This is a genomic window from Enterobacter cloacae complex sp. R_G8, from assembly GCF_024599795.1.
GTDB classification, from domain to species: domain Bacteria; phylum Pseudomonadota; class Gammaproteobacteria; order Enterobacterales; family Enterobacteriaceae; genus Enterobacter; species Enterobacter dissolvens.
In genome coordinates, this window is record NZ_CP102246.1 from 1,706,736 (window position 1) to 1,730,643 (window position 23,908).

16 protein-coding genes and 1 tRNA gene are annotated in these 23,908 nt (G+C 54.5%); 11 read left to right on the top strand and 6 right to left on the bottom strand.

Going from position 1 to position 23,908, the window contains the following annotated elements; genetic code table 11:
- Nucleotides 1–262: 262 nt before the first annotated feature.
- Complete coding sequence (ubiG, locus tag NQ842_RS08160; RefSeq protein WP_046888293.1) at nucleotides 263–991, bottom strand: bifunctional 2-polyprenyl-6-hydroxyphenol methylase/3-demethylubiquinol 3-O-methyltransferase UbiG; 729 nt, start codon at nucleotides 989–991, stop codon at nucleotides 263–265.
- A gap of 146 nt (nucleotides 992–1,137) precedes the next feature.
- Here ubiG and gyrA point away from each other — a divergent pair, with 146 nt between their 5' ends.
- Together gyrA and rcsC are read left to right on the top strand one after the other, a co-directional pair.
- Nucleotides 1,138–3,774: a DNA topoisomerase (ATP-hydrolyzing) subunit A gene (gene gyrA, locus NQ842_RS08165; protein WP_014832733.1), complete on the top strand. Its 2,637-nt coding sequence runs from the start codon at nucleotides 1,138–1,140 to the stop codon at nucleotides 3,772–3,774.
- A 135-nt stretch (nucleotides 3,775–3,909) separates the two neighbouring features.
- The gene (gene rcsC, locus NQ842_RS08170) at nucleotides 3,910–6,756 is read left to right on the top strand and encodes a two-component system sensor histidine kinase RcsC (RefSeq protein WP_014832732.1); all 2,847 of its coding nucleotides are present in this window, start codon (nucleotides 3,910–3,912) and stop codon (nucleotides 6,754–6,756) included.
- 76 nt (nucleotides 6,757–6,832) lie between these two features.
- On the opposite strand, the gene rcsB is transcribed toward rcsC, so the two are convergent.
- Together rcsB and rcsD are read right to left on the bottom strand one after the other, a co-directional pair.
- On the bottom strand, nucleotides 6,833–7,483 hold the full coding sequence (gene rcsB / locus NQ842_RS08175; protein WP_003859405.1) for a response regulator transcription factor RcsB: 651 nt from the start codon (nucleotides 7,481–7,483) through the stop codon (nucleotides 6,833–6,835).
- 16 nt (nucleotides 7,484–7,499) lie between these two features.
- Entirely contained in the window at nucleotides 7,500–10,172 is a 2,673-nt protein-coding gene (gene rcsD, locus NQ842_RS08180; protein ID WP_257256708.1) for a phosphotransferase RcsD, read from the bottom strand.
- 742 nt (nucleotides 10,173–10,914) lie between these two features.
- Here rcsD and NQ842_RS08185 point away from each other — a divergent pair.
- The 6 genes from NQ842_RS08185 to mgtE all read left to right on the top strand — a co-directional run bounded on the left by NQ842_RS08185 (nucleotide 10,915) and on the right by mgtE (nucleotide 18,286).
- Entirely contained in the window at nucleotides 10,915–12,030 is a 1,116-nt protein-coding gene (locus NQ842_RS08185) for a porin OmpC (RefSeq protein ID WP_023619744.1), read from the top strand.
- 115 nt (nucleotides 12,031–12,145) lie between these two features.
- Nucleotides 12,146–13,201, top strand: a complete 1,056-nt coding sequence (apbE, locus tag NQ842_RS08190; protein WP_013098005.1) for an FAD:protein FMN transferase ApbE — start codon at nucleotides 12,146–12,148, stop codon at nucleotides 13,199–13,201.
- A 72-nt stretch (nucleotides 13,202–13,273) separates the two neighbouring features.
- Entirely contained in the window at nucleotides 13,274–14,332 is a 1,059-nt protein-coding gene (gene ada / locus NQ842_RS08195) for a bifunctional DNA-binding transcriptional regulator/O6-methylguanine-DNA methyltransferase Ada (protein WP_257256918.1), read from the top strand.
- Nucleotides 14,332–14,982 (top strand): DNA oxidative demethylase AlkB, encoded by a 651-nt coding sequence (gene alkB / locus NQ842_RS08200; RefSeq protein WP_257256709.1) that lies wholly within the window; start codon nucleotides 14,332–14,334, stop codon nucleotides 14,980–14,982. The genes ada and alkB overlap by 1 nt, the downstream gene beginning before the upstream one ends.
- Nucleotides 14,983–15,057: 75 nt before the next feature.
- Nucleotides 15,058–16,701, top strand: coding sequence for a multidrug ABC transporter permease/ATP-binding protein (locus tag NQ842_RS08205; RefSeq protein ID WP_046888298.1), 1,644 nt, complete (start codon nucleotides 15,058–15,060; stop codon nucleotides 16,699–16,701).
- A 148-nt stretch (nucleotides 16,702–16,849) separates the two neighbouring features.
- Nucleotides 16,850–18,286: a magnesium transporter gene (gene mgtE, locus NQ842_RS08210; RefSeq protein ID WP_013098001.1), complete on the top strand. Its 1,437-nt coding sequence runs from the start codon at nucleotides 16,850–16,852 to the stop codon at nucleotides 18,284–18,286.
- On the opposite strand, the gene NQ842_RS08215 is transcribed toward mgtE, so the two are convergent.
- Nucleotides 18,249–19,538 (bottom strand): SulP family inorganic anion transporter, encoded by a 1,290-nt coding sequence (locus NQ842_RS08215; protein WP_257256710.1) that lies wholly within the window; start codon nucleotides 19,536–19,538, stop codon nucleotides 18,249–18,251. The genes mgtE and NQ842_RS08215 overlap by 38 nt on opposite strands.
- 188 nt (nucleotides 19,539–19,726) lie before the next feature.
- Between NQ842_RS08215 and mqo the strand changes: the two genes are divergently transcribed.
- Nucleotides 19,727–21,376 (top strand): malate dehydrogenase (quinone), encoded by a 1,650-nt coding sequence (gene mqo / locus NQ842_RS08220; RefSeq protein WP_014832726.1) that lies wholly within the window; start codon nucleotides 19,727–19,729, stop codon nucleotides 21,374–21,376.
- Nucleotides 21,377–21,511: 135 nt separating this feature from the next.
- Here mqo and eco read toward each other — a convergent pair whose 3' ends face one another.
- On the bottom strand, nucleotides 21,512–22,021 hold the full coding sequence (gene eco / locus NQ842_RS08225) for a serine protease inhibitor ecotin (protein WP_257256712.1): 510 nt from the start codon (nucleotides 22,019–22,021) through the stop codon (nucleotides 21,512–21,514).
- Between the two features lie 202 nt (nucleotides 22,022–22,223).
- Here eco and NQ842_RS08230 point away from each other — a divergent pair, with 202 nt between their 5' ends.
- Together NQ842_RS08230 and NQ842_RS08235 are read left to right on the top strand one after the other, a co-directional pair.
- On the top strand, nucleotides 22,224–22,484 hold the full coding sequence (locus tag NQ842_RS08230; RefSeq protein WP_013097997.1) for a DUF2534 family protein: 261 nt from the start codon (nucleotides 22,224–22,226) through the stop codon (nucleotides 22,482–22,484).
- A gap of 124 nt (nucleotides 22,485–22,608) precedes the next feature.
- Nucleotides 22,609–23,796 carry an MFS transporter gene (locus tag NQ842_RS08235; protein ID WP_014832724.1) on the top strand — a complete coding sequence of 396 codons (1,188 nt, stop codon included), beginning with the start codon at nucleotides 22,609–22,611 and terminating at the stop codon, nucleotides 23,794–23,796.
- Nucleotides 23,797–23,831: 35 nt separating this feature from the next.
- Here the strand turns inward: NQ842_RS08235 and NQ842_RS08240 are convergent.
- A tRNA-Pro gene (locus NQ842_RS08240) sits at nucleotides 23,832–23,908 on the bottom strand.

The following is a 23,908-nucleotide window of genomic DNA, read 5'->3' on the forward strand; positions in this document are numbered from 1 at the left end:
CATATAGGGGGTTTGCGATAAGAAAAACGCTATATGGTGAGTATTCTAGTAAGGATTCTTTTCAGTACAAGGGTTGATTTTGACGTTAAATTGAGGTTGTGAAAGGGTAAAAAAGGCTAAGTCCTCATGCTGTAAGGCCTGGAAGAGATGTCAATAATTAAGAAAAAAAATTCAAAATTTGATCGAGTGCTGATTTCTTCAACGGGAGGTCAGAATTGCGCAACATGATGTCGCGCAATCTTTATAAGAATAATGGATGACGTTAGTCGTTTTTGGCGGTCGTGTGCAACATATAGTTAACATCTACGCCCGGTGCGAGTTTGAATTTATCCGTTAATGGATTGTAGTGCAGACCGGTAATGTGCTGCTCCTTGAGCCACGTCTGGTCAACCCAGCTCAGTAACTCAGCAGGCTTGATGAATTTCTTCACGTCGTGCGTGCCTTTCGGCACCATGCGCAGCACATACTCAGCGCCGACGACGGCCATCAGCCAGGCTTTGCCGTTACGATTGATGGTGGAGAAGAAGACCTGGCCGCCCGGTTTCACCAGTTTTGCGCAGGCATTGACGACGGACTGCGGGTCGGGCACATGCTCCAGCATCTCCATGCAGGTCACCACGTCGTACTGGTGCGCATGTTTTGCCGCGTGTTCCTCGACCGTTTCCTGTACATACTCTACCTGAATCCCGGACTCCAGCGCATGCAGACGGGCAACCTGCAACGGTTCAAAACCCATATCCAGGCCGGTAACGGTGGCCCCTTCGCGCGCCATGCTCTCTGCCAGGATGCCGCCGCCGCAGCCGACGTCGAGCACTTTTTTACCGAACAGACCGCCGGAACGCTCCGCGATATAGCCCAGACGCAGCGGGTTGATGCGATGCAGCGGTTTGAACTCACCTTCGAGATCCCACCAGCGGGACGCCACCGCTTCAAATTTGGCAATCTCTTCGTGGTCAACGTTGTGAGCCACCGGGGATTTTTCGGCATTCATGGGCGCTTTTACTCCTTATTTAGCAAGACGAATGAGTATATCAGGCAATCCCTGTGAATAAAGCGTATAGGTTTACCTGTATCACCGCGGCTGTGTTATAATTTGCGACCTTTGAATCCGGGATACAGTAGAGGGATAGCGGTTAGATGAGCGACCTTGCGAGAGAAATTACACCGGTTAACATCGAGGAAGAGCTGAAGAGCTCCTATCTGGACTATGCGATGTCGGTCATTGTTGGCCGTGCGCTGCCGGACGTCCGCGATGGCCTGAAGCCGGTACACCGTCGCGTACTATACGCCATGAACGTATTGGGCAATGACTGGAATAAAGCCTACAAAAAATCTGCCCGTGTCGTTGGTGACGTAATCGGTAAATACCATCCCCATGGTGATTCCGCGGTGTACGACACCATCGTTCGTATGGCGCAGCCATTCTCGCTGCGTTACATGCTGGTAGATGGTCAGGGTAACTTTGGCTCTATCGACGGCGACTCCGCCGCGGCAATGCGTTATACGGAAATCCGTCTGGCGAAGATTGCCCATGAGCTGATGGCCGACCTGGAAAAAGAGACGGTTGATTTCGTTGATAACTACGACGGCACGGAAAAAATTCCTGACGTCATGCCAACGAAAATCCCTAACCTGCTGGTGAACGGTTCGTCCGGTATCGCCGTAGGGATGGCGACCAACATTCCGCCGCACAACATCACCGAAGTGATCAACGGCTGCCTGGCCTATATCGACGATGAAGACATCAGCATTGAAGGGCTGATGGAACACATCCCGGGCCCGGACTTCCCGACGGCAGCGATCATCAACGGTCGTCGTGGTATCGAAGAAGCGTACCGCACCGGTCGCGGCAAGATTTACATCCGTGCCCGCGCCGAAGTGGAAGCAGATGCCAAAACCGGCCGTGAAACCATCATTGTTCACGAGATCCCGTATCAGGTGAACAAAGCGCGACTGATTGAAAAAATCGCCGAGCTGGTAAAAGAAAAACGTGTTGAAGGCATCAGCGCGCTGCGTGACGAGTCTGATAAAGACGGTATGCGCATCGTGATTGAAATCAAACGCGACGCGGTGGGCGAGGTTGTGCTGAACAACCTGTACTCCCAGACTCAGCTTCAGGTCTCCTTCGGTATCAACATGGTTGCACTGCACCATGGTCAGCCGAAGATCATGAACCTGAAAGAGATCCTCAGTGCGTTTGTCCGTCACCGCCGCGAAGTGGTGACCCGTCGTACCATTTTCGAACTGCGCAAAGCGCGTGACCGTGCCCACATTCTTGAAGCACTGGCCGTCGCGCTGGCCAACATCGACCCGATCATCGAGCTGATCCGTCGCGCGCCAACCCCGGCAGAAGCGAAAACCGCGCTGATTTCCCGTCCGTGGGATCTGGGCAACGTTGCGGCAATGCTGGAGCGTGCAGGTGATGACGCCGCGCGTCCTGAGTGGCTGGAACCTGAATTCGGCGTGCGCGATGGTCAGTATTATCTGACGGAACAGCAGGCTCAGGCGATTCTGGATCTGCGTCTGCAGAAACTGACCGGCCTTGAGCATGAAAAACTGCTCGACGAATATAAAGAGCTGCTGGAGCAGATCGCGGAGTTGTTGCACATTCTGGGCAGCGCAGAGCGCCTGATGGAAGTGATCCGCGAAGAGCTGGAGCTGATCCGCGATCAGTTCGGCGATGAGCGTCGCACCGAAATCACCGCTAACACTGCGGATATTAACATCGAAGACCTGATCAACCAGGAAGACGTTGTTGTGACCCTGTCTCACCAGGGCTACGTGAAGTATCAGCCGTTAACCGACTACGAAGCACAGCGTCGCGGTGGTAAAGGCAAATCTGCGGCACGTATTAAAGAAGAAGACTTTATTGACCGTCTGCTGGTGGCGAACACCCATGACACCATCCTCTGCTTCTCCAGCCGGGGTCGTCTGTACTGGATGAAGGTCTACCAGTTGCCGGAAGCGAGCCGTGGTGCGCGTGGTCGTCCAATCGTTAACCTGCTGCCGCTGGAAGCGAACGAACGTATCACCGCCATTCTGCCGGTACGCGAGTACGAAGAGGGCGTGAACGTCTTTATGGCGACCGCCAGCGGTACCGTGAAGAAAACCGCGCTGACCGAGTTCAGCCGTCCACGTTCTGCCGGTATCATCGCGGTGAACCTGAACGAAGGCGATGAGCTGATTGGCGTCGATCTGACTTCAGGCAAAGATGAAGTCATGCTCTTCTCCGCAGCCGGTAAAGTGGTGCGCTTTAAAGAAGACGCCGTCCGTGCAATGGGGCGTACCGCAACGGGCGTTCGCGGTATCAAGCTGGCGGGCGAAGACAGCGTCGTTTCTCTGATCATTCCTCGCGGGGAAGGGGCCATCCTGACCGTGACGCAAAATGGTTACGGTAAACGTACGGCGGAAGGGGAATACCCGACCAAGTCGCGTGGCACGCAGGGCGTTATCTCTATCAAGGTGACCGAACGCAACGGTTCCGTTGTAGGCGCGGTGCAGGTAGACGATGCCGACCAGATTATGATGATCACCGATGCCGGTACGCTGGTGCGTACCCGCGTGTCGGAGATCAGCGTGGTGGGTCGTAATACCCAGGGCGTTATCCTCATCCGTACGGCGGAAGACGAAAACGTGGTGGGCCTGCAGCGTGTTGCTGAGCCGGTGGATGACGAAGAGCTCGATTCCATCGACGGTAGCGTCGCGGAAGGTGATGATGACATCGCACCGGAAGTGGACACCGACGATGATGCAGCGGATGACGTTGACGAGTAATGTCTCCTGACGCATAAAGGGCCGGATTCCGGCCCTTTTCTTTTGCAGATGCAGATAAGTCAACGTTGCGACAAGCCGCGTTTACCGCTACCTTAACCACATTCTTTTTGACCCCGACGGCGGAGCCTCGCCCCTTTGAAATACCTCGTCTCCTTTCGAACCACGCTGAAAGTCTCTCGCTATCTGTTTCGGGCGCTGGCGCTCTTGCTTTGGTTACTGGTGGCCCTGTTCTCGGTGTTTTACATCGTTAACGCGCTGCACCAGAAAGAAGCGGAGATCCGCCAGGAATTTAACTTAAGCTCCGATCAGGCCCAGCGTTATATTCAGCGAACATCCGACGTGATGAAGGAGCTGAAGTACATTGCCGAAAATCGTCTGACGGCGGAAAACGGTATTCTTGCTATCCGCGGGCGTAATGACAAAACCGAAGTGCCCGATTTCGAGCCGTTGTTCCCGGATTCCGACTGTTCCGCCATGAGCAATACCTGGCGCGGATCGCTGGAGTCGCTCTCCTGGTTTATGCGCTACTGGCGCGACAACTTCTCCGCCGCCTATGACCTGAACCGCGTGTTCCTGATTGGCAGCGAAAACCTCTGTATGGCCGACTTTGGTCTGCGCGACGTGCCCGTCGAACGTGATGATGCGCTGAAAAGTCTGCATGAGCGGATTGTGAAATACCGCAATGCGCCACAGGATGAGCGCGGGAATAACATCTTCTGGATAAGCCAGGGGCCGCGCATGGGCGTGGGCTATTTCTACGCGTTGACGCCGGTGTATCTGGGCAATCGTCTGCAGGCGCTGCTGGGCATTGAACAGACCATCCGCATGGAAAACTTCTTCACGCCGGGCAGCCTGCCGATGGGAGTGACCATTCTGGATGAAAATGGCCATCCCCTGATTTCACTCACCGGGCCGGATAATCGCCTGAATATCGATCCGCACTGGATGCAGGAACGTTCGTGGTTTGGCTATACCTCAGGTTTCCGCGAGCTGGTGCTGAAGAAAAGCTTACCGCCATCGTCGTTGAGCATTGTCTATTCACTGCCGGTGGATATGGTGCTTGAGCGGATCCGTATTCTTATCATGAACGCCATCCTGCTGAACGTGCTGGTAGGCGGGGCGCTGTTTACCCTGGCGCGGATGTATGAGCGGAAGATTTTCATTCCTGCTGAAAATGATGCCCAGCGTCTGGAGGAGCACGAGCAGTTTAACCGTAAGATTGTCGCCTCCGCGCCGGTTGGGATCTGTATCCTGCGCACCCAGGACGGCACCAATATCCTCAGTAACGAACTGGCGCATAACTACCTGAACATGCTGACGCATGAGGACAGGCAAAGGCTGACGCAAATTATCTGTGGTCAGCAGGTGAATTTTGTCGACGTGCTGACCAGTACCCATACCAACCTGCAGATAAGCTTCGTGCATTCGCGCTACCGCAATGAGAACGTGGCAATTTGCGTGCTGGTGGATGTCTCGGCGCGCGTGAAAATGGAAGAGTCGTTGCAGGAGATGGCCCAGGCGGCGGAGCAGGCGAGCCAGTCGAAATCCATGTTCCTTGCCACCGTCAGTCACGAGTTACGTACGCCGCTGTACGGGATTATCGGCAACCTCGATCTGCTGCAGACCAAAGAGCTGCCGAAAGGGGTTGACCGCCTGGTGACGGCGATGAACAACTCCTCAAGCCTGCTGCTGAAAATCATCAGCGACATTCTTGATTTCTCTAAAATTGAGTCCGAGCAGCTAAAAATTGAACCGCGTGAGTTCTCTCCGCGCGAGGTGATGAACCACATCAGCGCCAACTATCTGCCGTTGGTGGTGCGTAAACAGCTGGGCCTCTATTGCTTTATTGAACCGGATGTACCGCTGACGCTGCATGGCGATCCTATGCGTCTGCAGCAGGTCATTTCGAACCTGCTCAGTAACGCCATCAAATTTACCGACATCGGCTGCATTGTGTTGCATGTGTGCCGGGCAGGGGACTACCTGAGCATTCGCGTGCGGGATACTGGCGTTGGGATCCCGGCGAAGGAAGTGGTTCGTCTGTTTGACCCGTTCTTCCAGGTGGGTACCGGCGTGCAGCGAAACTTCCAGGGGACCGGACTGGGGCTGGCAATTTGTGAGAAGCTCGTCAGCATGATGGACGGCGATATCTCCGTGGATACCGAACCGGGCATGGGCAGCCAGTTCACCATCCGTATTCCGCTCTATTCCGCGCAGTATCCGACGAAAACGACGGTCGATGGCCTGAGCGATAAGCGCTGCTGGCTGGCGGTGCACAACGCCTCGCTGAATGATTATCTGACGGCACTGCTGAACCACAGCGGCGTGCGGGTTTCCCGTTATGAAGGCCAGACGCCGGACGTGGATGATGTACTGATCACCGATGACACGCTGGCACAACCGTGGCAGGGAAGGGGCGTGGTGATGTTCTGTCGTCGTCACATCGGCATCCCGGTTGAGCGTGCGCCGGGCGAGTGGGTTCACAGTGTGGCGACGCCGCATGAACTGTTGGGGCTACTGGCCCGCATCTACAGCGTGCAGCTTGAAGAGAACGATGGCGCGGCTAGCCTGCCGTCACCGGAATCGCTGGCGTCGGTGAACGACGATATGATGATTCTGGTCGTGGACGACCATCCGATTAACCGTCGTCTGCTGGCTGACCAGCTGGGCTCGTTGGGCTATCAGTGTAAAACCGCCAATGACGGCGTGGATGCGCTGAATGTGCTGAGTAAAAACCATATTGATATCGTTCTCAGCGACGTGAATATGCCCAATATGGACGGCTATCGCCTGACGCAGCGTATTCGTCAGCTTGGTCTGACGTTGCCGGTGGTGGGGGTTACGGCGAATGCGCTGGCGGAAGAGAAACAGCGCTGTCTGGAGTCAGGCATGGACAGCTGTCTGTCGAAACCGGTCACGCTGGACGTTCTGAAGCAGACGTTGTCCGTGTATGCGGAACGCGTCAGAAAAACGCGGACATAAAAAAGGCCCGTAAGGGCCTTTTACTTTTCACCTTCTCCCCGTGGGAGAGGGCATCAGGACGCACTCCCGTCCTGGATCAATCCTTATCCGTCGCGCTCAGCGTCACGGAGGAGAGATAGTTCAGCAGCGCGATATCATTATCCACGCCCAGTTTCATCATGGCTGATTTCTTCTGGCTACTGATGGTTTTGATACTGCGGTTCAGCTTCTTGGCAATCTCGGTCACGAGGAAGCCTTCAGCGAACAGACGCAGAACTTCGCTCTCTTTTGGTGACAGGCGTTTATCGCCGTAGCCACCGGCACTGATTTTTTCCAGCAGACGAGAGACGCTCTCTGGGGTGAACTTCTTACCTTTCTGCAGCGCGGCCAGCGCTTTAGGCAGGTCAGTTGGTGCGCCCTGCTTCAGTACAATCCCTTCGATATCCAGATCCAGCACGGCGCTCAGAATCGCCGGGTTGTTGTTCATGGTCAGAACAATGATCGAGATGTCCGGGAAGTGACGTTTAATATATTTGATGAGCGTGATCCCATCACCGTATTTGTCCCCGGGCATGGAGAGGTCGGTAATGAGCACGTGCGCATCAAGTTTTGGGAGGTTATTGATCAGTGCTGTAGAGTCTTCAAATTCACCGACTACATTCACCCACTCGATCTGTTCAAGTGATTTGCGAATACCGAACAGTACAATCGGATGGTCATCGGCAATAATTACGTTCATATTGTTCATGTATTAGGCTACCTTGCTACAGCAAGCTTTTGACGTAGGCGTCAATGTCGCTGATGTATTTTTCAATGCCAGAGGCATCTTTCTCACGAATTAGATGTTCCAGCGTTTCACATAACTGCTTGCCGGGAACCAGATTAAGCATGGCAAACACCCCTTTAAGCCGGTGTGCTGTCTGCGCCAGCGCTGCAAAATCATTCGCAGCGGACTCAGTATACAACCGCTTAACATCATCTGGTACTGTATCAACAAAGAGTGAATAGTATCCGCTGGCGTGAAGCTCGGCATTTTCATTGCCGCCTAACGGGGATTCCGCTATCTCTTCCTGTGCCAGTTGCTCTTCTATTAGTTGTAGTACAGCTTCCTGCATCGCATTGCTAATATTAAAGTTGACGCGCAGCTGGCCTGGGCCGATTTTTCGCACGCCTGGCTCATCATCGCTTAAAAGCAAGCCCGAGGCAGTAAGATTAGACGGATTATCAGTTAAAAACAGATCAAATTCTTGACTTGAGAGTCTTTCATCCGGCGTGATGCAGGCCGCACCCCAGTTTTCCAGCTGACGAACCACAATGTTGCGGATCTCGTTCGAGGTCACATCCACCATCACAATTACATCATCCAGCAGGCGCTCTTCATCTTCCTCCTGCGGATTAGCGGCCATTTTCACGTGCAGCGAATAACGGGTACCGAGCGACTCGCGGGCTTTAATATTGAGATGACCGCCAAGCTTACGGGCCAGCTGATCGCAAAGCCAGAAGGTCAGGGCATTGGCCTTACCGTAGTGATCGCTCTGAGTATCATTCAGGAACGGGAAGTGCAGATTATCAATTTCACTGGTCGTGACGCCTTCACCGGTATCGAGAATGCGGAAGGTGAGGCGATCCTCGGCGGACTCGTCGGTATTGACCTCAAGGGTAATTTTACCGATCTGCGTGGTGGTGACAGCGTACTGAATAATCATCAGCAGAATTCGACGCAGTGCCTCGCGATCGCCGTGACGCTCGTCATTGGCCGGCAAATGGTTGTTGATCAACAGCTGCAGCCCTTTACGCTTAATCACCGGCAGAACATCCGGCACGACTTCATCAATCAGATCCTGAATGGAGAAGAGGGTCGGCGTGCCTTTCCAGAAGTCGTTCTCCAGCATGTTCGCCAGCTGGATCTCATCCACCATCCGCACCAGTGAATCCGCCTGGCTCGCCAACTGCTGGCTATCAGGCGTGCTCAGCGCCGCCACCTGCGTAGCCAGTGCTCTTAACGGTTGCTTGAAGGCATCACCAATGTTCTGCATAAACGCGGCGCGACCCTGCTGGTTTTTCTCATACAATCTTTGCGCCTGCTTCAGTTTTTTATTCACCAGTACTTCGCGATCCTGATCGCGGATAATAAAGATCTGCGTGCGGGAGGCGACCTGGCTGCGGAACTGACGGATCTCGTACAGCTCATTGTTGATGGTGGCCTGGATGATCCCCTGATGCTGATCCGCCATGGTGGTAATGTTCTGCAAATTCAGATGTGGCAGCAGGTGGTCGGCAATTTTGTTGCTCATCACCGTGCGGTTGGCTTCCTGATCGTGAACCAATACGCCAAGCGGCAGCACGGAGATAATTTCTTCATTCAGGGCACGCAACACGCGCAACTCATTACTGGTCCCGGCCGGTACCGTTGAGGCATCGCTCTGACGCCCAGGCTGGAAACGGAACGTACTGTAGCCAAACAGCGCCAACGCCAGCAGGCCAATATTCAGCAGCAGCGGCAGGAGGATATTTTGCAGGGTATCAAGCAGCAGCGTGCCAAACGGCACCTGCCACACCAGACGCATACCGGTTGAGTTCAGCGAAGAGGCAATTTCAATTTTTGAACCGTTAAAGGAGATAGAGACGCTTTCTACGGCCTCTTTATCCGCGGCGGCACGCATGTTCTGAGTGCTGTTGTCTGGCTCCAGACGGAAGCTGTCGAGCGGCATATCCGGCGGGATCAAATCATTAATCGGCAGATCGAACGCCACAACCGTCGCCAGATGTCCTGGCTGGTTAAAGGTGGTACGCAGGGTAAAGTAATGACCATTTTGCCAGGCCAGACGGCGTAAGGAAGAGAAGCTCTCGCGCTCATCAAGGGCGTTCGCTTGCTGCAGCATTTCTGCCCGGCGCGAATCGACAATGCTGCCTACGGTCGTCTCTTTAAAACCAGAGGAGAGATCTTTCAGCGGCAGGGTCGAAATCAGGATCATGCTGTTATCCTGACCGTTCAGATAGTACATCGACCATGGCACTGTCTCAGCACCCCAGAGGGTATCCAGATAGGTTGAAATGCGCTGCGTCATCTCAAGCGTCGCGCTGTCGTGCGAGCCGAAAATAAGCGCTTCCGTTTTGCGCTGCGGCTTTTCGAGGTAGTAAACGTCCTGCTTAAGGCGCGTCTCCTGCAGCCCTTCGCCTGATGATGTCGCTGGAGCAGCCGCGATATTGTCGTAAATCTGCCAGGTGGCGTAGCGCCAGGTATCAATGCGTTTATGAACGGCATGCGTGATATCGACGACCTGATAGCTTTTATCCTTCAGCCAGGCGTTCACCGCGCTCTGAACCATCACCCCCATCGTGACCAGAAGCACAACGATCAAAAGAAGAAAGAAACGGGTGATGCTCCCGGGGAGTAGGGAGAATTTGCTCGGGGCGGTAGTTTCAGTCTGACTCATTGATTTGTTTAACCCGTGATGGCCGTGCTTTATGGCGATAGGGCAGTATAAAGGGTAATAACTGAATTTCCAGCCTCATAGCCTTTGAACACGCGACTTTTTCCTCTGTGAGTACTGACTGAATAGTCTGTATTAAATGTGTACATACCCAGGGAGAATGTACAGATTACGCACGATACCAGACAGAGAATAGCACGAATAAACAAGAAATTATGTTTTATTGCGCTGCGTTTTATGCGGGAGGGGTTTCAGGTGAATTTAGTTAATAGTCGTTATGATTTCTGTGCGGTAGCACAAAAAAATTATAATTGCGTAAAGAAAGGTAAAAAAAAACCGAATGCGGAGCATCCGGTTGAATTAGGGATAAACAGACATTCAAAGCTGAATGACGGTAATAAATAAAGTTAATGATGATAGCGAGTGTTATTTTAGTGATTACGCACGATCTTGTTTTGTCATTCAGTGCTGTAATTTTTTATGTCGTAACTATATGATTTATATGAGTGTATATTTTCTTTTGATTATTAGTGCTAATTTTCTAAGCGCTTTGTGCTTTGTAAAAGTTCCTTGATGTTTACAAATTGAAACATCTTGATAGTAAAATGAAACATTTTCAAAGTTTTCGTATCATATTCCTGTTGGATTATTCTGTAATTTTGAGGAGAATGAAATTGCCGACTGGTTAAGAGGGTTAACCGGTAAGCAGTGGTAATAATAAGGCATATAACAGAGGGTTAATAAAATGAAAGTTAAAGTACTGTCCCTCCTGGTACCAGCACTGCTGGTAGCAGGCGCAGCAAATGCGGCTGAAATTTATAACAAAGACGGCAACAAATTAGATCTGTACGGCAAAGTCGATGGTCTGCACTATTTCTCTGATGACGACGGTCAGGATGGCGACCAGACCTACATGCGTCTTGGCTTCAAAGGCGAAACTCAGGTTAACGATCAGCTGACCGGTTACGGCCAGTGGGAATACCAGATTCAGGGTAACACGACTGAAAGCGACAACCAGGCCTGGACGCGTGTGGCGTTCGCGGGTCTGAAATTCGCTGACGCGGGTTCATTCGATTATGGTCGTAACTACGGCGTGATCTACGACGTAACCTCCTGGACTGACGTTCTGCCAGAATTCGGCGGCGACACTTATGGTTCAGATAACTTCCTGCAATCCCGTGCTAACGGTGTAGCAACTTACCGTAACCAGGACTTCTTCGGTCTGGTTGATGGCCTGAACTTTGCTCTGCAGTATCAGGGTAAAAACGGCAGCGTAAGCGGTGAAAACGACACCGGCCGCAGCACCCTGAAACAGAACGGTGACGGTTACGGTGCGTCCCTGACCTATAACCTGGGTGAAGGCTTCAGCATCGGTGGTGCAATGTCTTCTTCCAAACGTACTGCTGACCAGAACAACACCGCTAACCCTGCGCTGAAAGGCGAAGGCGATCGCGCTGAAGTCTATTCTGGTGGTCTGAAATACGACGCCAACAACATCTACCTGGCGGCGCAATACTCCCAGACCTACAACGCAACCCGTTTCGGCAACTCTCAGAGCAGCAGCGATATTTACGGCTTTGCTAACAAAGCGCAAAACTTCGAAGTGGTTGCTCAGTACCAGTTCGACTTCGGTCTGCGTCCTTCCGTGGCATACCTGCAGTCCAAAGGTAAGGACATTGAAGGTTACGGCGATCAGGATCTGCTGAAATATGTTGATGTGGGTGCGACTTACTACTTCAACAAAAACATGTCTACCTACGTGGACTACAAAATCAACCTGCTGGATGACAAAGAGTTCACCCGTAACGCAGGTATCAGCACTGACGATATCGTAGCACTGGGTCTGGTTTACCAGTTCTAATCGCTTTTCAGTGTAACAAAGGGGCCGGCTGGCCCCTTTTTCTTGCCTTTTTTAAGGCCTTTCAATTCCCGCGTTTTGGTGTACTCTTGCCGCCCTGGCATGAGGATAATAATGAATGGACATGACTTTTTTACGCGCCAGCGTCCTGGCAACCTTTTTTTTCCTGACCGCATGTGACTCGTCCACGCCTGTGGCACACACCGACGCGCCAGCGGCGACGGTGCTGGAAGGCAAAACGATGGGGACATTCTGGCGCGTCAGCGTAATGAACCTTGATAAAGCACGCGCAGAAGAACTTCGCGGCAAAATTCAGTCTCAGCTGGATGCCGACGATCAGCTGCTATCCACCTACAAAAACGACTCGGCGCTGATGCGCTTTAACCTCTCTACCAGCACGTCTCTGTGGCCGGTGAGCGAAGAGATGGCGGATATCGTGACTGAATCCATGCGCGTGGGTTATAAAACTCACGGTGCGATGGATGTGACCGTGGGACCGTTAGTTAATCTCTGGGGATTTGGTCCGAACAAACAGCCGGTTACCACGCCCGATCAGGCGGCCATCGACGACGCCCGCGCCCGGACAGGACTTCAGCATCTGACGGTGATCAACCAGTACGGGCAACAGTATCTGCAAAAAGACATTCCCGACCTGTTTGTGGATCTGTCGACCGTCGGGGAAGGTTATGCGGCGGATCATCTGGCCGCACTGATGGCTCAGGAAGGCATCCCGCGTTATCTGGTCTCCGTGGGTGGCGCGTTGGTTAGCCGGGGGATGAACGCCAGCGGCAAACCGTGGCGTGTGGCGATTCAAAAGCCGACCGACCAGCAAAACGCAGTGCAGGCGATTGTCGATATTAACGGCCATGGCATCAGCACCTCCGGCAGCTACCGTAACTATTACGAGCTCGACGGGAAGCGTATCTCGCATGTGATTGACCCCCAGACCGGGCGACCCATTACGCATAATCTGGTCTCGGTCACGGTGATCGCTCCGACGGCGCTGGAAGCCGATGCCTGGGACACCGGGTTAATGGTACTCGGTACAGAGAAAGCCAAAGAGGTGGTTCGCCAGCAGGGGCTGGCTGTGTACATGATCACCAAAGAGGCCGACGGGTTTAAGACCTGGAGTTCACCACAGTTCGACAGCTTCCTGGTGAGCGAAAAAAATTAAAAAGCAAGGTTGCGGGTTTTTGAATGCTGGCGCTCAGGCAAGCTGTAGGTATGCTTGTAAGAGGAGCCGATGATGAAAAACCCGACCTTTACTACCGATGAGGATCGCTGGCAGGCCGTGCTGGCCCGCGATCCGCGTGCTGACGAACAGTTTGTCTTTGCCGTGCAGACGACGGGGATCGTTTGTCGTCCGTCCTGTCGCGCCCGTCACGCCCTGCGTAAAAATGTCCACTTTTATCCCGATGTACATCATGCTGTTCAGGCCGGCTTTCGTCCGTGCAAGCGCTGCCGGCCGGACAAACGCGACCCGCAGGAAGAGAAGCTGGCAAAAGTGGAGCTTGCCTGCCGTCTACTGGAGCAGGATCCCGCGCTAACGCTGGAAATGCTGGCGCAGCAGGTTGCCATGAGTCCGTTCCATTTCCACCGCCTGTTTAAGTCCGTGACCGGGATGACGCCAAAAGCCTGGCAGCAGGCGGCGCGAGGACAACGCCTGCGCAGCGCGCTCGCCCACGGGGACAAAATTACCGATGCCGTGCTGGCGGCAGGGTTTCCTGACAGCAGCAGCTATTATCGTAAAGCCAACGACGCGCTGGGCATGACGGCAAAGCAGTACCGTAAAGGGGATGTCGCAGTGCGTTATGCCATCAGCGAGTGTGCCCTGGGCCGCTGTCTGGTGGGTGAAAGCGAGCGGGGGATCTGTGCAATATTGCTGGGCGATGATGATGCAAAAGTTACCCAGGAGATTTTGTCTCTGTTTCCGCACGCGGAGCACGCACCGCTGGAAGGCGAATTCGCCCGACGCGTTCATCAGGTGATTCACTCTATCGATAACCGCGCCGTGCCGCTGGCACTCCCGCTGGATATTCGCGGAACCGCTTTCCAGCAGCAGGTCTGGCAGGCCCTGCGCAATATTCCCTGCGGTGAAACAGCAAGCTACCAGCAGGTGGCGCAGGCGATTGGCAAACCTGGCGCGGTACGTGCGGTGGCCGCAGCGTGTGCCGCAAATAAACTGGCGATCGTCATCCCTTGTCATCGTGTTGTACGTCATGATGGCGCGCTGTCAGGATACCGATGGGGGACGGAACGAAAGGCGTTATTATTGAAACGTGAGGCGAAGAATCAGGAGAGATAATGCTCGATCTTTTTGCAGATGCAGAACCCTGGCAGGAGCCGCTTGCGCCTGGTGCGGTGATCCTGCGCCGGTTTGCGCTCTCCCGGGCACCGGAATTGCTTGCCGGGATCCATGACGTCGCGGCGGTGTCGCCCTTTCGGCATATGGTCACCCCGGGCGGCTACACCATGTCGGTGGCGATGACCAACTGCGGCACAGCAGGCTGGGCAACCAACGAACGGGGTTATCTCTATGCTGCGGATGATCCGGTCACCGGCCAGCCCTGGCCGCCCATGCCTGCGGTTTTTCAGGCGCTCTGCCATGATGCCGCCGTCGAGGCCACTTATCCCGATTTTCAACCGGATGCCTGTCTTATCAACCGCTATGGCGTTGGGGCGAAACTCTCGCTGCATCAGGATAAAGATGAACCCGATCTGCGTGCGCCGATCGTCTCGGTATCCCTGGGGCTGCCCGCCGTGTTTCAATTCGGCGGGTTACGCCGCAACGATCCTCTCCAGCGTCTGATGCTGGAGCATGGGGATGTGGTGGTGTGGGGCAGGGAGTCGCGGCTCTATTACCACGGCATTCAGCCACTGAAGCCTGGCGCCCATCCGCAGACGGGCGAGTTCCGCTTTAACCTGACTTTCCGCCAGACCGCGCCAGTCAAATAAAAATAAGAATTATTCTTGATGTAAACGCAGGGCAGTTTACACTGCTGGCTGATTTTTATTGTCCGGATTGCCTGCATGCAACTACTTCTTCTTGTCTGGCGTCAGTATCGCTGGCCCTTTATTGCGGTAATGCTGTTAAGCCTTGCCAGCGCCGCATTAGGGATTGGTCTGATCGCCTTCATCAACGTGCGTTTGATTGAAATGGTCGACACCTCGCTGTCCGTTCTGCCGGAATTTCTGGGGCTGTTATTACTGCTGATGGCGGTCACGCTGGGTTCCCAGCTGGCGCTGACGGCTCTGGGGCATCATTTCGTCTTCCGCCTGCGCAGCGAGTTTATCAAGCGGATCCTGGATACCCAGGTGGAGCGCGTCGAGCAACTCGGCAGTGCCTCTTTGCTGGCAGGGCTGACCAGCGACGTGCGCGCCATCACCATTGCGTTTGTCCGCCTGCCGGAGCTGGTGCAGGGTATTATTTTGACCGTTGGTTCGGCGGCCTATCTCGCCTGGCTCTCCAGCAAAATGCTGGCCGTTACGGCACTGTGGATTGCTATCACCATCTGGGGCGGTTTTTTGCTGGTATCCCGCGTCTACAGACACATGGCAGTACTGCGTGAAACCGAGGACAAACTCTATAACGATTACCAGACGGTACTGGAAGGGCGCAAAGAGCTGACCCTGAACCGCGAGCGTGCGGAGCATATCTTCAATAACCTCTATATTCCGGATGCGCGTGAATACCGGCATCATATTATTCGCGCCGATACCTTCCACCTGAGCGCGGTTAACTGGTCGAACATAATGATGCTGGGCGCGATTGGCCTGGTCTTCTGGATGGCCAACAGCCTGGGCTGGGCCGATACTAACGTTGCGGCGACCTACTCCCTGACGTTGCTGTTTTTGCGTACACCGCTGCTCTCGGCCGTCGGCGCATTGCCCACCCTGCTGAGTGCGCAGGTGGCGTTTAATAAGCTCAAAAAGTTCGACCTTGCCCCGTTCAAAGCCGAATTCCCGCGCCCTCAGGCCTTCCCGAACTGGCAAACGCTGGAACTGCGTAACGTCACGTTCCGCTATCAGGACAACGCTTTTTCCGTGGGGCCGGTCAATCTGACGATTCATCGCGGCGAACTGCTGTTTCTCATTGGCGGTAACGGCAGCGGGAAGTCGACGCTGGCGATGTTGCTGACGGGGTTATATCAGCCGCAATCGGGTGACATTCTGCTGGATGGCCGCGCGCTCAGCGCAGAGAAGCCCGAGGATTATCGCAAGCTCTTCTCGGCGGTATTCACCGACGTCTGGCTCTTCGATCAACTGCTGGGACCGGAGGGGCAGCAGGCTAACCCGGCGCTGGTGGAGAAGTGGCTGGCGCATCTGCAGATGTCGCACAAGCTTGAGCTGCAGGACGGCAAGATCCTTAACCTGAAGCTCTCGAAAGGTCAGAAAAAGCGCGTGGCGCTGCTGCTGGCCCTGGCGGAAGAGCGCGACATCATTCTGCTGGACGAGTGGGCGGCGGATCAGGACCCGCATTTCCGCCGCGAGTTCTACCAGGTGCTGCTGCCGCTGATGCAGGCGATGGGCAAAACCATCTTTGCCATCAGCCATGACGATCACTATTTCATTCATGCCGACCGTCTGCTGGAGATGCGTGACGGCAAGCTGAGCGAACTGACCGGTGAAGAGCGCGATGCGGCGTCTCGCGATGCGGTGGCGCGCACGGCCTGAAGCCCTCCCCCTAACCCTCTCCCACAGGGAGAGGGGATAAATCGTGCATGTTATGCCGATTTTTTCTCCATCCCGCCCCGTTGTTTATTCTTATTTACATATCTCCGCGCTATGCTTAAAGCCAACTTATTTCATGGATTTATGATTAATGTCGGTTTTAAAGAAAAACAGTGCCAGGCAGCGCGACCAGGAACGTGCGCGTCTCATCTGGCTCCTTACGACGGATAAAGCGGTCACCTCTGCGTTACTGGGCAAACTGACCCTGGCTGAGCAATATGATGTCGGCACACTGGCCGACGATATTGCTGAGGTAGGTGCGCTGGTTGCTCATTTACCCCCGCCGGATCTGGCGGATACCCTGGAAGCGCTCCCCTCGGAAGAGCGTCATGCTCTGTGGCGTCTGGTGCAGGATCATGAGCGCGGGCAGGTGTTGCTCGAAGCCTCTGAAAATGTCTGGGACGATCTCATTGATGAGATGAGCGACCGGGATATCCTTGATGCCCTGCAGACGCTGGATATTGACGAACAGATTTATCTCGTTCAGCACCTGCCGCGAAACCTGACCGGGCGATTACTGGCTTCGCTGCCTGCGGAAGAGCGGGCGCGCGTGCGTCAGGTGATGCACTACGACAAACACAGCGTGGGCGCCATTATGGAGTTTGGCGTCATCATGGTGCGTCCGGATGTCACCCTCGGTACGGTTCAGCGCTATCTGCGTCGTCTGGGCAGCATGCCGGACAACACCGATAAATTGTTTGTCACCTCGAGGGATAAAACCCTGCTTGGCGAGCTGGAGCTTAAAACGATCCTGCTGAACAGCACTCAGCGACGGGTGAGTGAGGTGATGGAGACCGAGCCGATGGTCTTCTCCCCGGAAGACGACGCGGAAAAAGCGGCCCGTACCTTCGAACGTGACGACCTTGTGAGCGCGGCGGTCGTCGATTCTGTCGGCAAACTGATGGGGCGTCTGACTATCGACGAGATCGTCGATGTGGTCTACGAAGAGACCGATAACGATTTACGTGCACTCGGCGGGATCAGCGCCGAAGATGACGTCCACGCCTCCGTCGGCAAGGCGGTGAAAACCCGCTGGGCATGGCTCGCCATTAATCTCTGTACCGCATTTATCGCCTCCCGGGTGATCGACGGCTTTGAACACACCATTTCACAACTGGTGGCGCTGGCCTCGCTGATGCCGATTGTGGCCGGCATTGGCGGCAACACCGGCAACCAGACCATTACCATGATCGTCCGCGCGCTGGCGCTGGAGAATATTCAGCCGGGAAACTTCGCCTTCCTGATCTTCAGGGAGATGGGTGTAGCGCTGATTAACGGCCTGGTGTGGGGCGGCATTATGGGCGGCATTACCTGGTGGCTGTACGATGATATGGCGTTAGGCGGGGTGATGATGCTGGCGATGGTGCTGAATCTGCTGGTGGCCTCCATGATGGGGGTCATTATCCCGCTGACGATGACCAAACTGGGGCGCGACCCCGCGGTGGGGTCGAGCGTGATGATCACCGCCATCACCGATACCGGCGGTTTCTTTATTTTTCTTGGGCTTGCAACGATTTTTCTTCTTTAAGCCGACGCTTGAGCCGGGCGGGAAGCAGTGCCATCACAATAATCCCGCCCATCACGCCAATGGCCAGGTTACCGGTTGAAACCGTTGCTGCAACGGTAATCAGCATCACGACCGTTTCGGCAATGGGCGCGCTTTTTAACGTGGCAGGCTGAAGGCTATGCCAGTTAAACGTTTTGATGGCAACAATCGCCATGACCCCGGCCAGTACGGCCATAGGGATTTTTGCCATTATCTCACTGAGGGCGGTGACCAGCACCAGCAGCACCATGCCCGCTGCAAAAGTTGAGACGCGACTGCGACCTTTGCCCATCTCCACGTTGACGATGGTCTGCCCGATCATGGCACAGCCCGCGATACCGCCGTACAACCCGGCCAGAATATTCCCTGCGCCGAGACCGATGCTTTCACGGCGTTTGCTGGAGGATGTCGCGGTCAGTTCATCCACCAGTTTTGCCGTCAGCAGAGATTCCAGCAGGCCGACAAAGGCGATGCTGAGCGCGCATGGCCAGATGATGCTGAGCGTTTCCATGTTCAGCGGAACGAGCAGCTGTGTCAGCCCTGGCAAACCACTGCTCATAGAGCCTTCATCCCCCACCGTCGGGAGAACCTGTCCGGTGGTCACGGTGAACAGGGTGAGCAGTACAATCGCGATAAGCGGTGACGGGACGCTTTTGATATAGCGTGGCACCCACAGCACAATCAGCAGCGTCAGCACGAACAGGCCCACAATCAGCGGGCTGCGGCTCCAGAAATGGGGAACCTGCGCGAAGAAAATTAACAATCCCAGCGCATTTACGAAGCCGGTCATCACCGACTGGGGAATAAAGCGCATCAGGCGCGCCATCCCGAGCACGCCGAACAGGATCTGAATTATCCCCGCCATCAGGACGGCCGGCAGGATGTACTGCACGCCGTGCTGATGCACCATCGGGCCAATGACCAGCGCGACGGAACCCGCTGCCGCTGTCACCATCGCGCGACGACCACCGAGCACTGAAAGGGTCAGACACAGCACGACGGAGGCCATCAGGCTTACCTTCGGGTCAACGCCCGCGACCACGGAAAAAGAGATCACCTCAGGAATGAGGGCCAGGGCGGTAATGACGCCCGCCAGGGTTTCACGTAGCAACAGGTGGGGGGAGCGCACGACCGTGGAAACATGGTCTTCACGGGAGGAAAAAGCAGGAGGTAATGACATAACAATTCGCAGGTTGGGGCGGGCTTCCGTGCGCGCGATCACAAAGTGCAGCATAGTAGCCAGAAAAACTGCGTCTTGCCAGTTGCATCCAGCAATTCCCTACAAACAATCCATCATTAAATTTCACAATTACAATAATTTCGTAACCTTTAAACAATATTTAAAAGTTGCTACCGTTCCCCCCGCAGCTTTTTTCACCTGCAATTTCCACGCTTCAAGCACTACTCAACTAAGGCAAAATTATGAAAAAAATGACTGCCATGCTCTTTTCTCTGGCCGTGGGGCTGAACACCGTCTCTATGGCGGCGAACGCTGACACACCAAAAGAGCAGGAAACGGACGTCCTTTTAATTGGTGGCGGTATCATGAGCGCCACGCTGGGAACCTATCTGCAAGAGCTCCAGCCGGACTGGTCGATGACCATGGTCGAGCGCCTGGATGGCGTCGCGCAGGAGAGTTCAAACGGCTGGAACAACGCCGGTACCGGACATTCGGCACTCATGGAACTGAACTATACGCCGCAGAAAAAGGACGGTTCCATTAGTATCGAGAAGGCGGTAGAGATCAACGAAGCATTCCAGATTTCTCGCCAGTTCTGGTCTCACCAGGTGAACAGCGGCGTGATGCACGATCCGCACTCGTTCATCAACACCGTGCCGCACATGAGCTTTGTGTGGGGGGAGCAGAATGTGAACTTCCTGCGCGCGCGCTACGCGGCGCTGCAGCAGAGCACGCTGTTCCGCGGCATGAAGTATTCTGAAGACCACGCGCAGATCAAAGAGTGGGCACCGCTGGTGATGGAAGGGCGTGACCCGAACCAGAAAGTGGCAGCGACCCGCACCGAGATTGGTACCGACGTCAACTATGGCGAAATCACCCGTCAGCTGGTGGCCTCTCTGAAGAAAAAAGAGAACTTTAACCTTCAGCTCAGCACCGAAGTGCGTGGCTTTAAGCGCAACGCTGACAACAGCTGGAGCGTGACCGTTGCCGATCTGAAAAACAACGAAGCCGAGCACGTCATCAAGGCGAAGTTTGTCTTTATTGGTGCGGGCGGCGCGGCGCTGAAACTGCTGCAGGAGTCCGGTATCCCTGAAGCTGACGACTACGCGGGCTTCCCGGTAGGCGGCCAGTTCCTGGTATCGGAAAACCCGGAAGTGGTGAACCGTCATCTGGCAAAAGTATACGGCCAGGCCTCCGTCGGTGCGCCACCGATGTCCGTTCCACACATCGATACCCGTATGCTTGATGGTAAACGTGTGGTGCTGTTCGGGCCGTTTGCAACCTTCTCCACCAAATTCCTGAAAAACGGCTCGTTGTGGGATCTGCTCAGCGCAACCACGACCTCTAACGTTAAGCCAATGATGGATGTCGGTCTGGATAACTTCGACCTGGTGAAATACTTGATTAGCCAGGTGATGCTCTCTGATGAAGAACGCTTCGAGGCACTGAAAGAGTACTATCCGCAGGCCAAAAAAGAAGACTGGCGTTTGTGGCAGGCGGGTCAGCGCGTACAGATCATCAAGCGTGATCCGAAAGAGGGCGGTGTGCTGCGTCTGGGTACCGAAGTGGTAAGCGATAAAGACGGCACCATTGCCGCGCTGCTGGGGGCGTCACCAGGGGCCTCTACCGCTGCGCCAATCATGCTGCACCTGATGGAAAAAGTGTTCAAAGATAAAGTTGCCACGCCGGAATGGCAGGCCAAACTGAAAACCATCATTCCATCCTACGGTACTAAGCTGAACGGTAACGTGGACGCGACGGAGCAGGAGCTGGAATACACGAGCCGTGTACTGCAACTGCAATACGTTAAACCGCAGGCCGCTGATGCCGCACCAAAAGCAGAGCTGAAGCCGCAGGCAGAAAACAAACCGGTTGCGGATATCGCGCTGTAAGGTAAAAGCAAAACGGTAACATCCGTTACCGTTTTTAGTGTTTTCTCTCTCTCCCGATGGGAGAGGGTTGGGATGAGGGCACCAGAGCACACTCATTCCGGGTCGGGTAAGGCGAAGCCGCCACCCGACGTATTCTTAACGAACTACCGCTTGTCCGATGTTTTCATCCGCCTTCCACACGCGATATTTCACTTCCACGTTTTCCGGCGTATACACCACGATTGGCAGCTTGCTGTTGTAGCGTAACAGGCTGTTATCACCCAGATACGCGGTCACGAATTTCTTCTCTTTCTTGCCATCCGAGCAGGCCATCATGGTGGAGACCGGCGACGTCACTTTATCAAAGATAAAGTAGTCGTAACCCCAGCCTTCCAGCGTTTTACTTTCCAGCTGGCCGCCCAGACGGTGCTGGTTGCAATCCACTTCCAGCGTCTGGCCGATCAACAGTTCCACTTTGAAATTCGCTTCGTCCTGCTGAGCGGGAAGCTGGATCACCTGACGCTTCATTCCTTTTTCCGCTTGCGGATAAGGGGCGACTTTTTCCAGAGGCTGTGGTTTCTGGTTGTCAGTAGCGAAGGCGCTGGTGCTCACGCACGCGGCGGCGAGCAGGGCAAGGGCAAATTTAGGTGCGTTTTTCACTGTCATTCCTTTATGTCAAAACGATCCTCAAAAGATTAGCATAACGGTTGTGAATTTTTAGAGTGATTTACTTACATTTTCAATATGATCAGTGTAATGAACTGCATTTGTCGCCATTTTTTGGTTGTTCGTACTGCGGTGGAGTCTGGCGGCAGATCGTGTTATTTTAAGGCCTAAATAATGTTATTCATCTGTAAAGGGAAGAGAGATGATTCGTGCAAAGCTCAAAACACCTGAAGGCCGTAAGTTCCTCCTGGCGTTGCTGGTTGTGTTTATGATTGCGGCCGCGTGCGTGGGGCGGGCAACCATTGTCGGCGTCATCGAACAGTACAATATTCCGCTCTCCGCGTGGACGACCAGCATGTATGTCCTGCAGTCGGCGATGATCTTCGTTTACAGCCTGGTGTTCACCGTCCTGCTTGCTATTCCGCTGGGTATTTTCTTCCTCGGCGGGCGTGACAAGCACTAAGCGTTCACGTGCGATAACGAAGCCAGCCTGCGGGTTGGCTTTTTTTTTGCCTGACGCTGTGTATTCGCATTTCCAGGATATTCTGTTGAGAACACCTTTGTTTACAGAAAGCAGGAGAGGCTTAATGCAATCCCGGTTTGCCACGCTAAGCCGGATCCCGAAAGGCGTCTGGGTGGTCGGTGGAGTCAGCATGTTGATGGACATCTCTTCGGAGATCATTCACAGCTTGCTGCCGTTGTTTATGGTGACCACGCTGGGGGCCAGCGTGATTTTTATCGGCCTGATCGAGGGACTGGCTGAAGCGACAGCGTTATTTATTAAGGTGTTTTCCGGGGCAATCAGTGACTATCTTGGCAAGCGTAAAGGGCTTGCGGTGTTGGGCTATGGGCTGGGGGCGCTGAGTAAACCCCTGTTCGCTATCGCCACGTCTTCCGGCATGATTCTGGGCGCACGGCTCATCGATCGGGTCGGGAAGGGGATCCGCGGTGCGCCGCGTGATGCGCTGGTTGCTGACGTTACGCCGCACGAGCTTCGCGGCGCGGCGTTTGGTCTGCGGCAGTCAATGGATACTATCGGCGCATTTCTCGGTCCGTTGCTGGCCGTTGGCCTGATGCTGCTGTGGAATAATGATTTCCGCACCATTTTCTGGATCGCGGTGATCCCCGGCGTGCTTGCCGTGGCATTGCTGTTTTTCGGTCTGCATGAACCGACAACGCCAGTCGGGCAAAAACGTACAAATCCCGTCAAAAAAGAGAATCTCAGGCGTCTGGGGAAAGGCTGCTGGTGGGTGATTGGGCTGGGGGCCGTCTTTACGCTTGCGCGCTTCAGTGAGGCATTTCTTGTTCTTCGTGCGCAGCAGTCCGGGGTGCCGCTGGCGCTGATACCGCTGGTGATGGTGGCCATGAACCTGCTTTATTTCCTCTCTGCTTATCCGTTTGGCAAGCTTTCTGACGTCATGAGCCATACCAGACTACTGCAGTGGGGGCTGATGGTGCTGATAGGGGCTGATGTTGTGCTTGCACTGAGCACTCACTGGGCTGGCATTATATTCGGTGTCGCGCTTTGGGGCCTGCATATGGGGATGACGCAGGGGTTACTGGCGGCCATGATAGCTAAAACCGCACCGGCTGATTTGCGTGGTACCGCCTACGGTATTTTTAGTCTGGTCAGTGGTGTTGGGCTGTTGATTGCCAGCGTGGGGGCGGGCGCTATCTGGGACACGTTTGGCGCGGAATATACATTTTATGCGGGGGGCGTGATTTGCCTGCTGGCGCTGGTTTATCTGCGTAAAACGCCGGATGAACTGCAATAAAAAAACCAGCCATATGGCTGGTTTCTGAATAGTTTTGGTCGGCACGAGAGGATTTGAACCTCCGACCCCCGACACCCCATGACGGTGCGCTACCAGGCTGCGCTACGTGCCG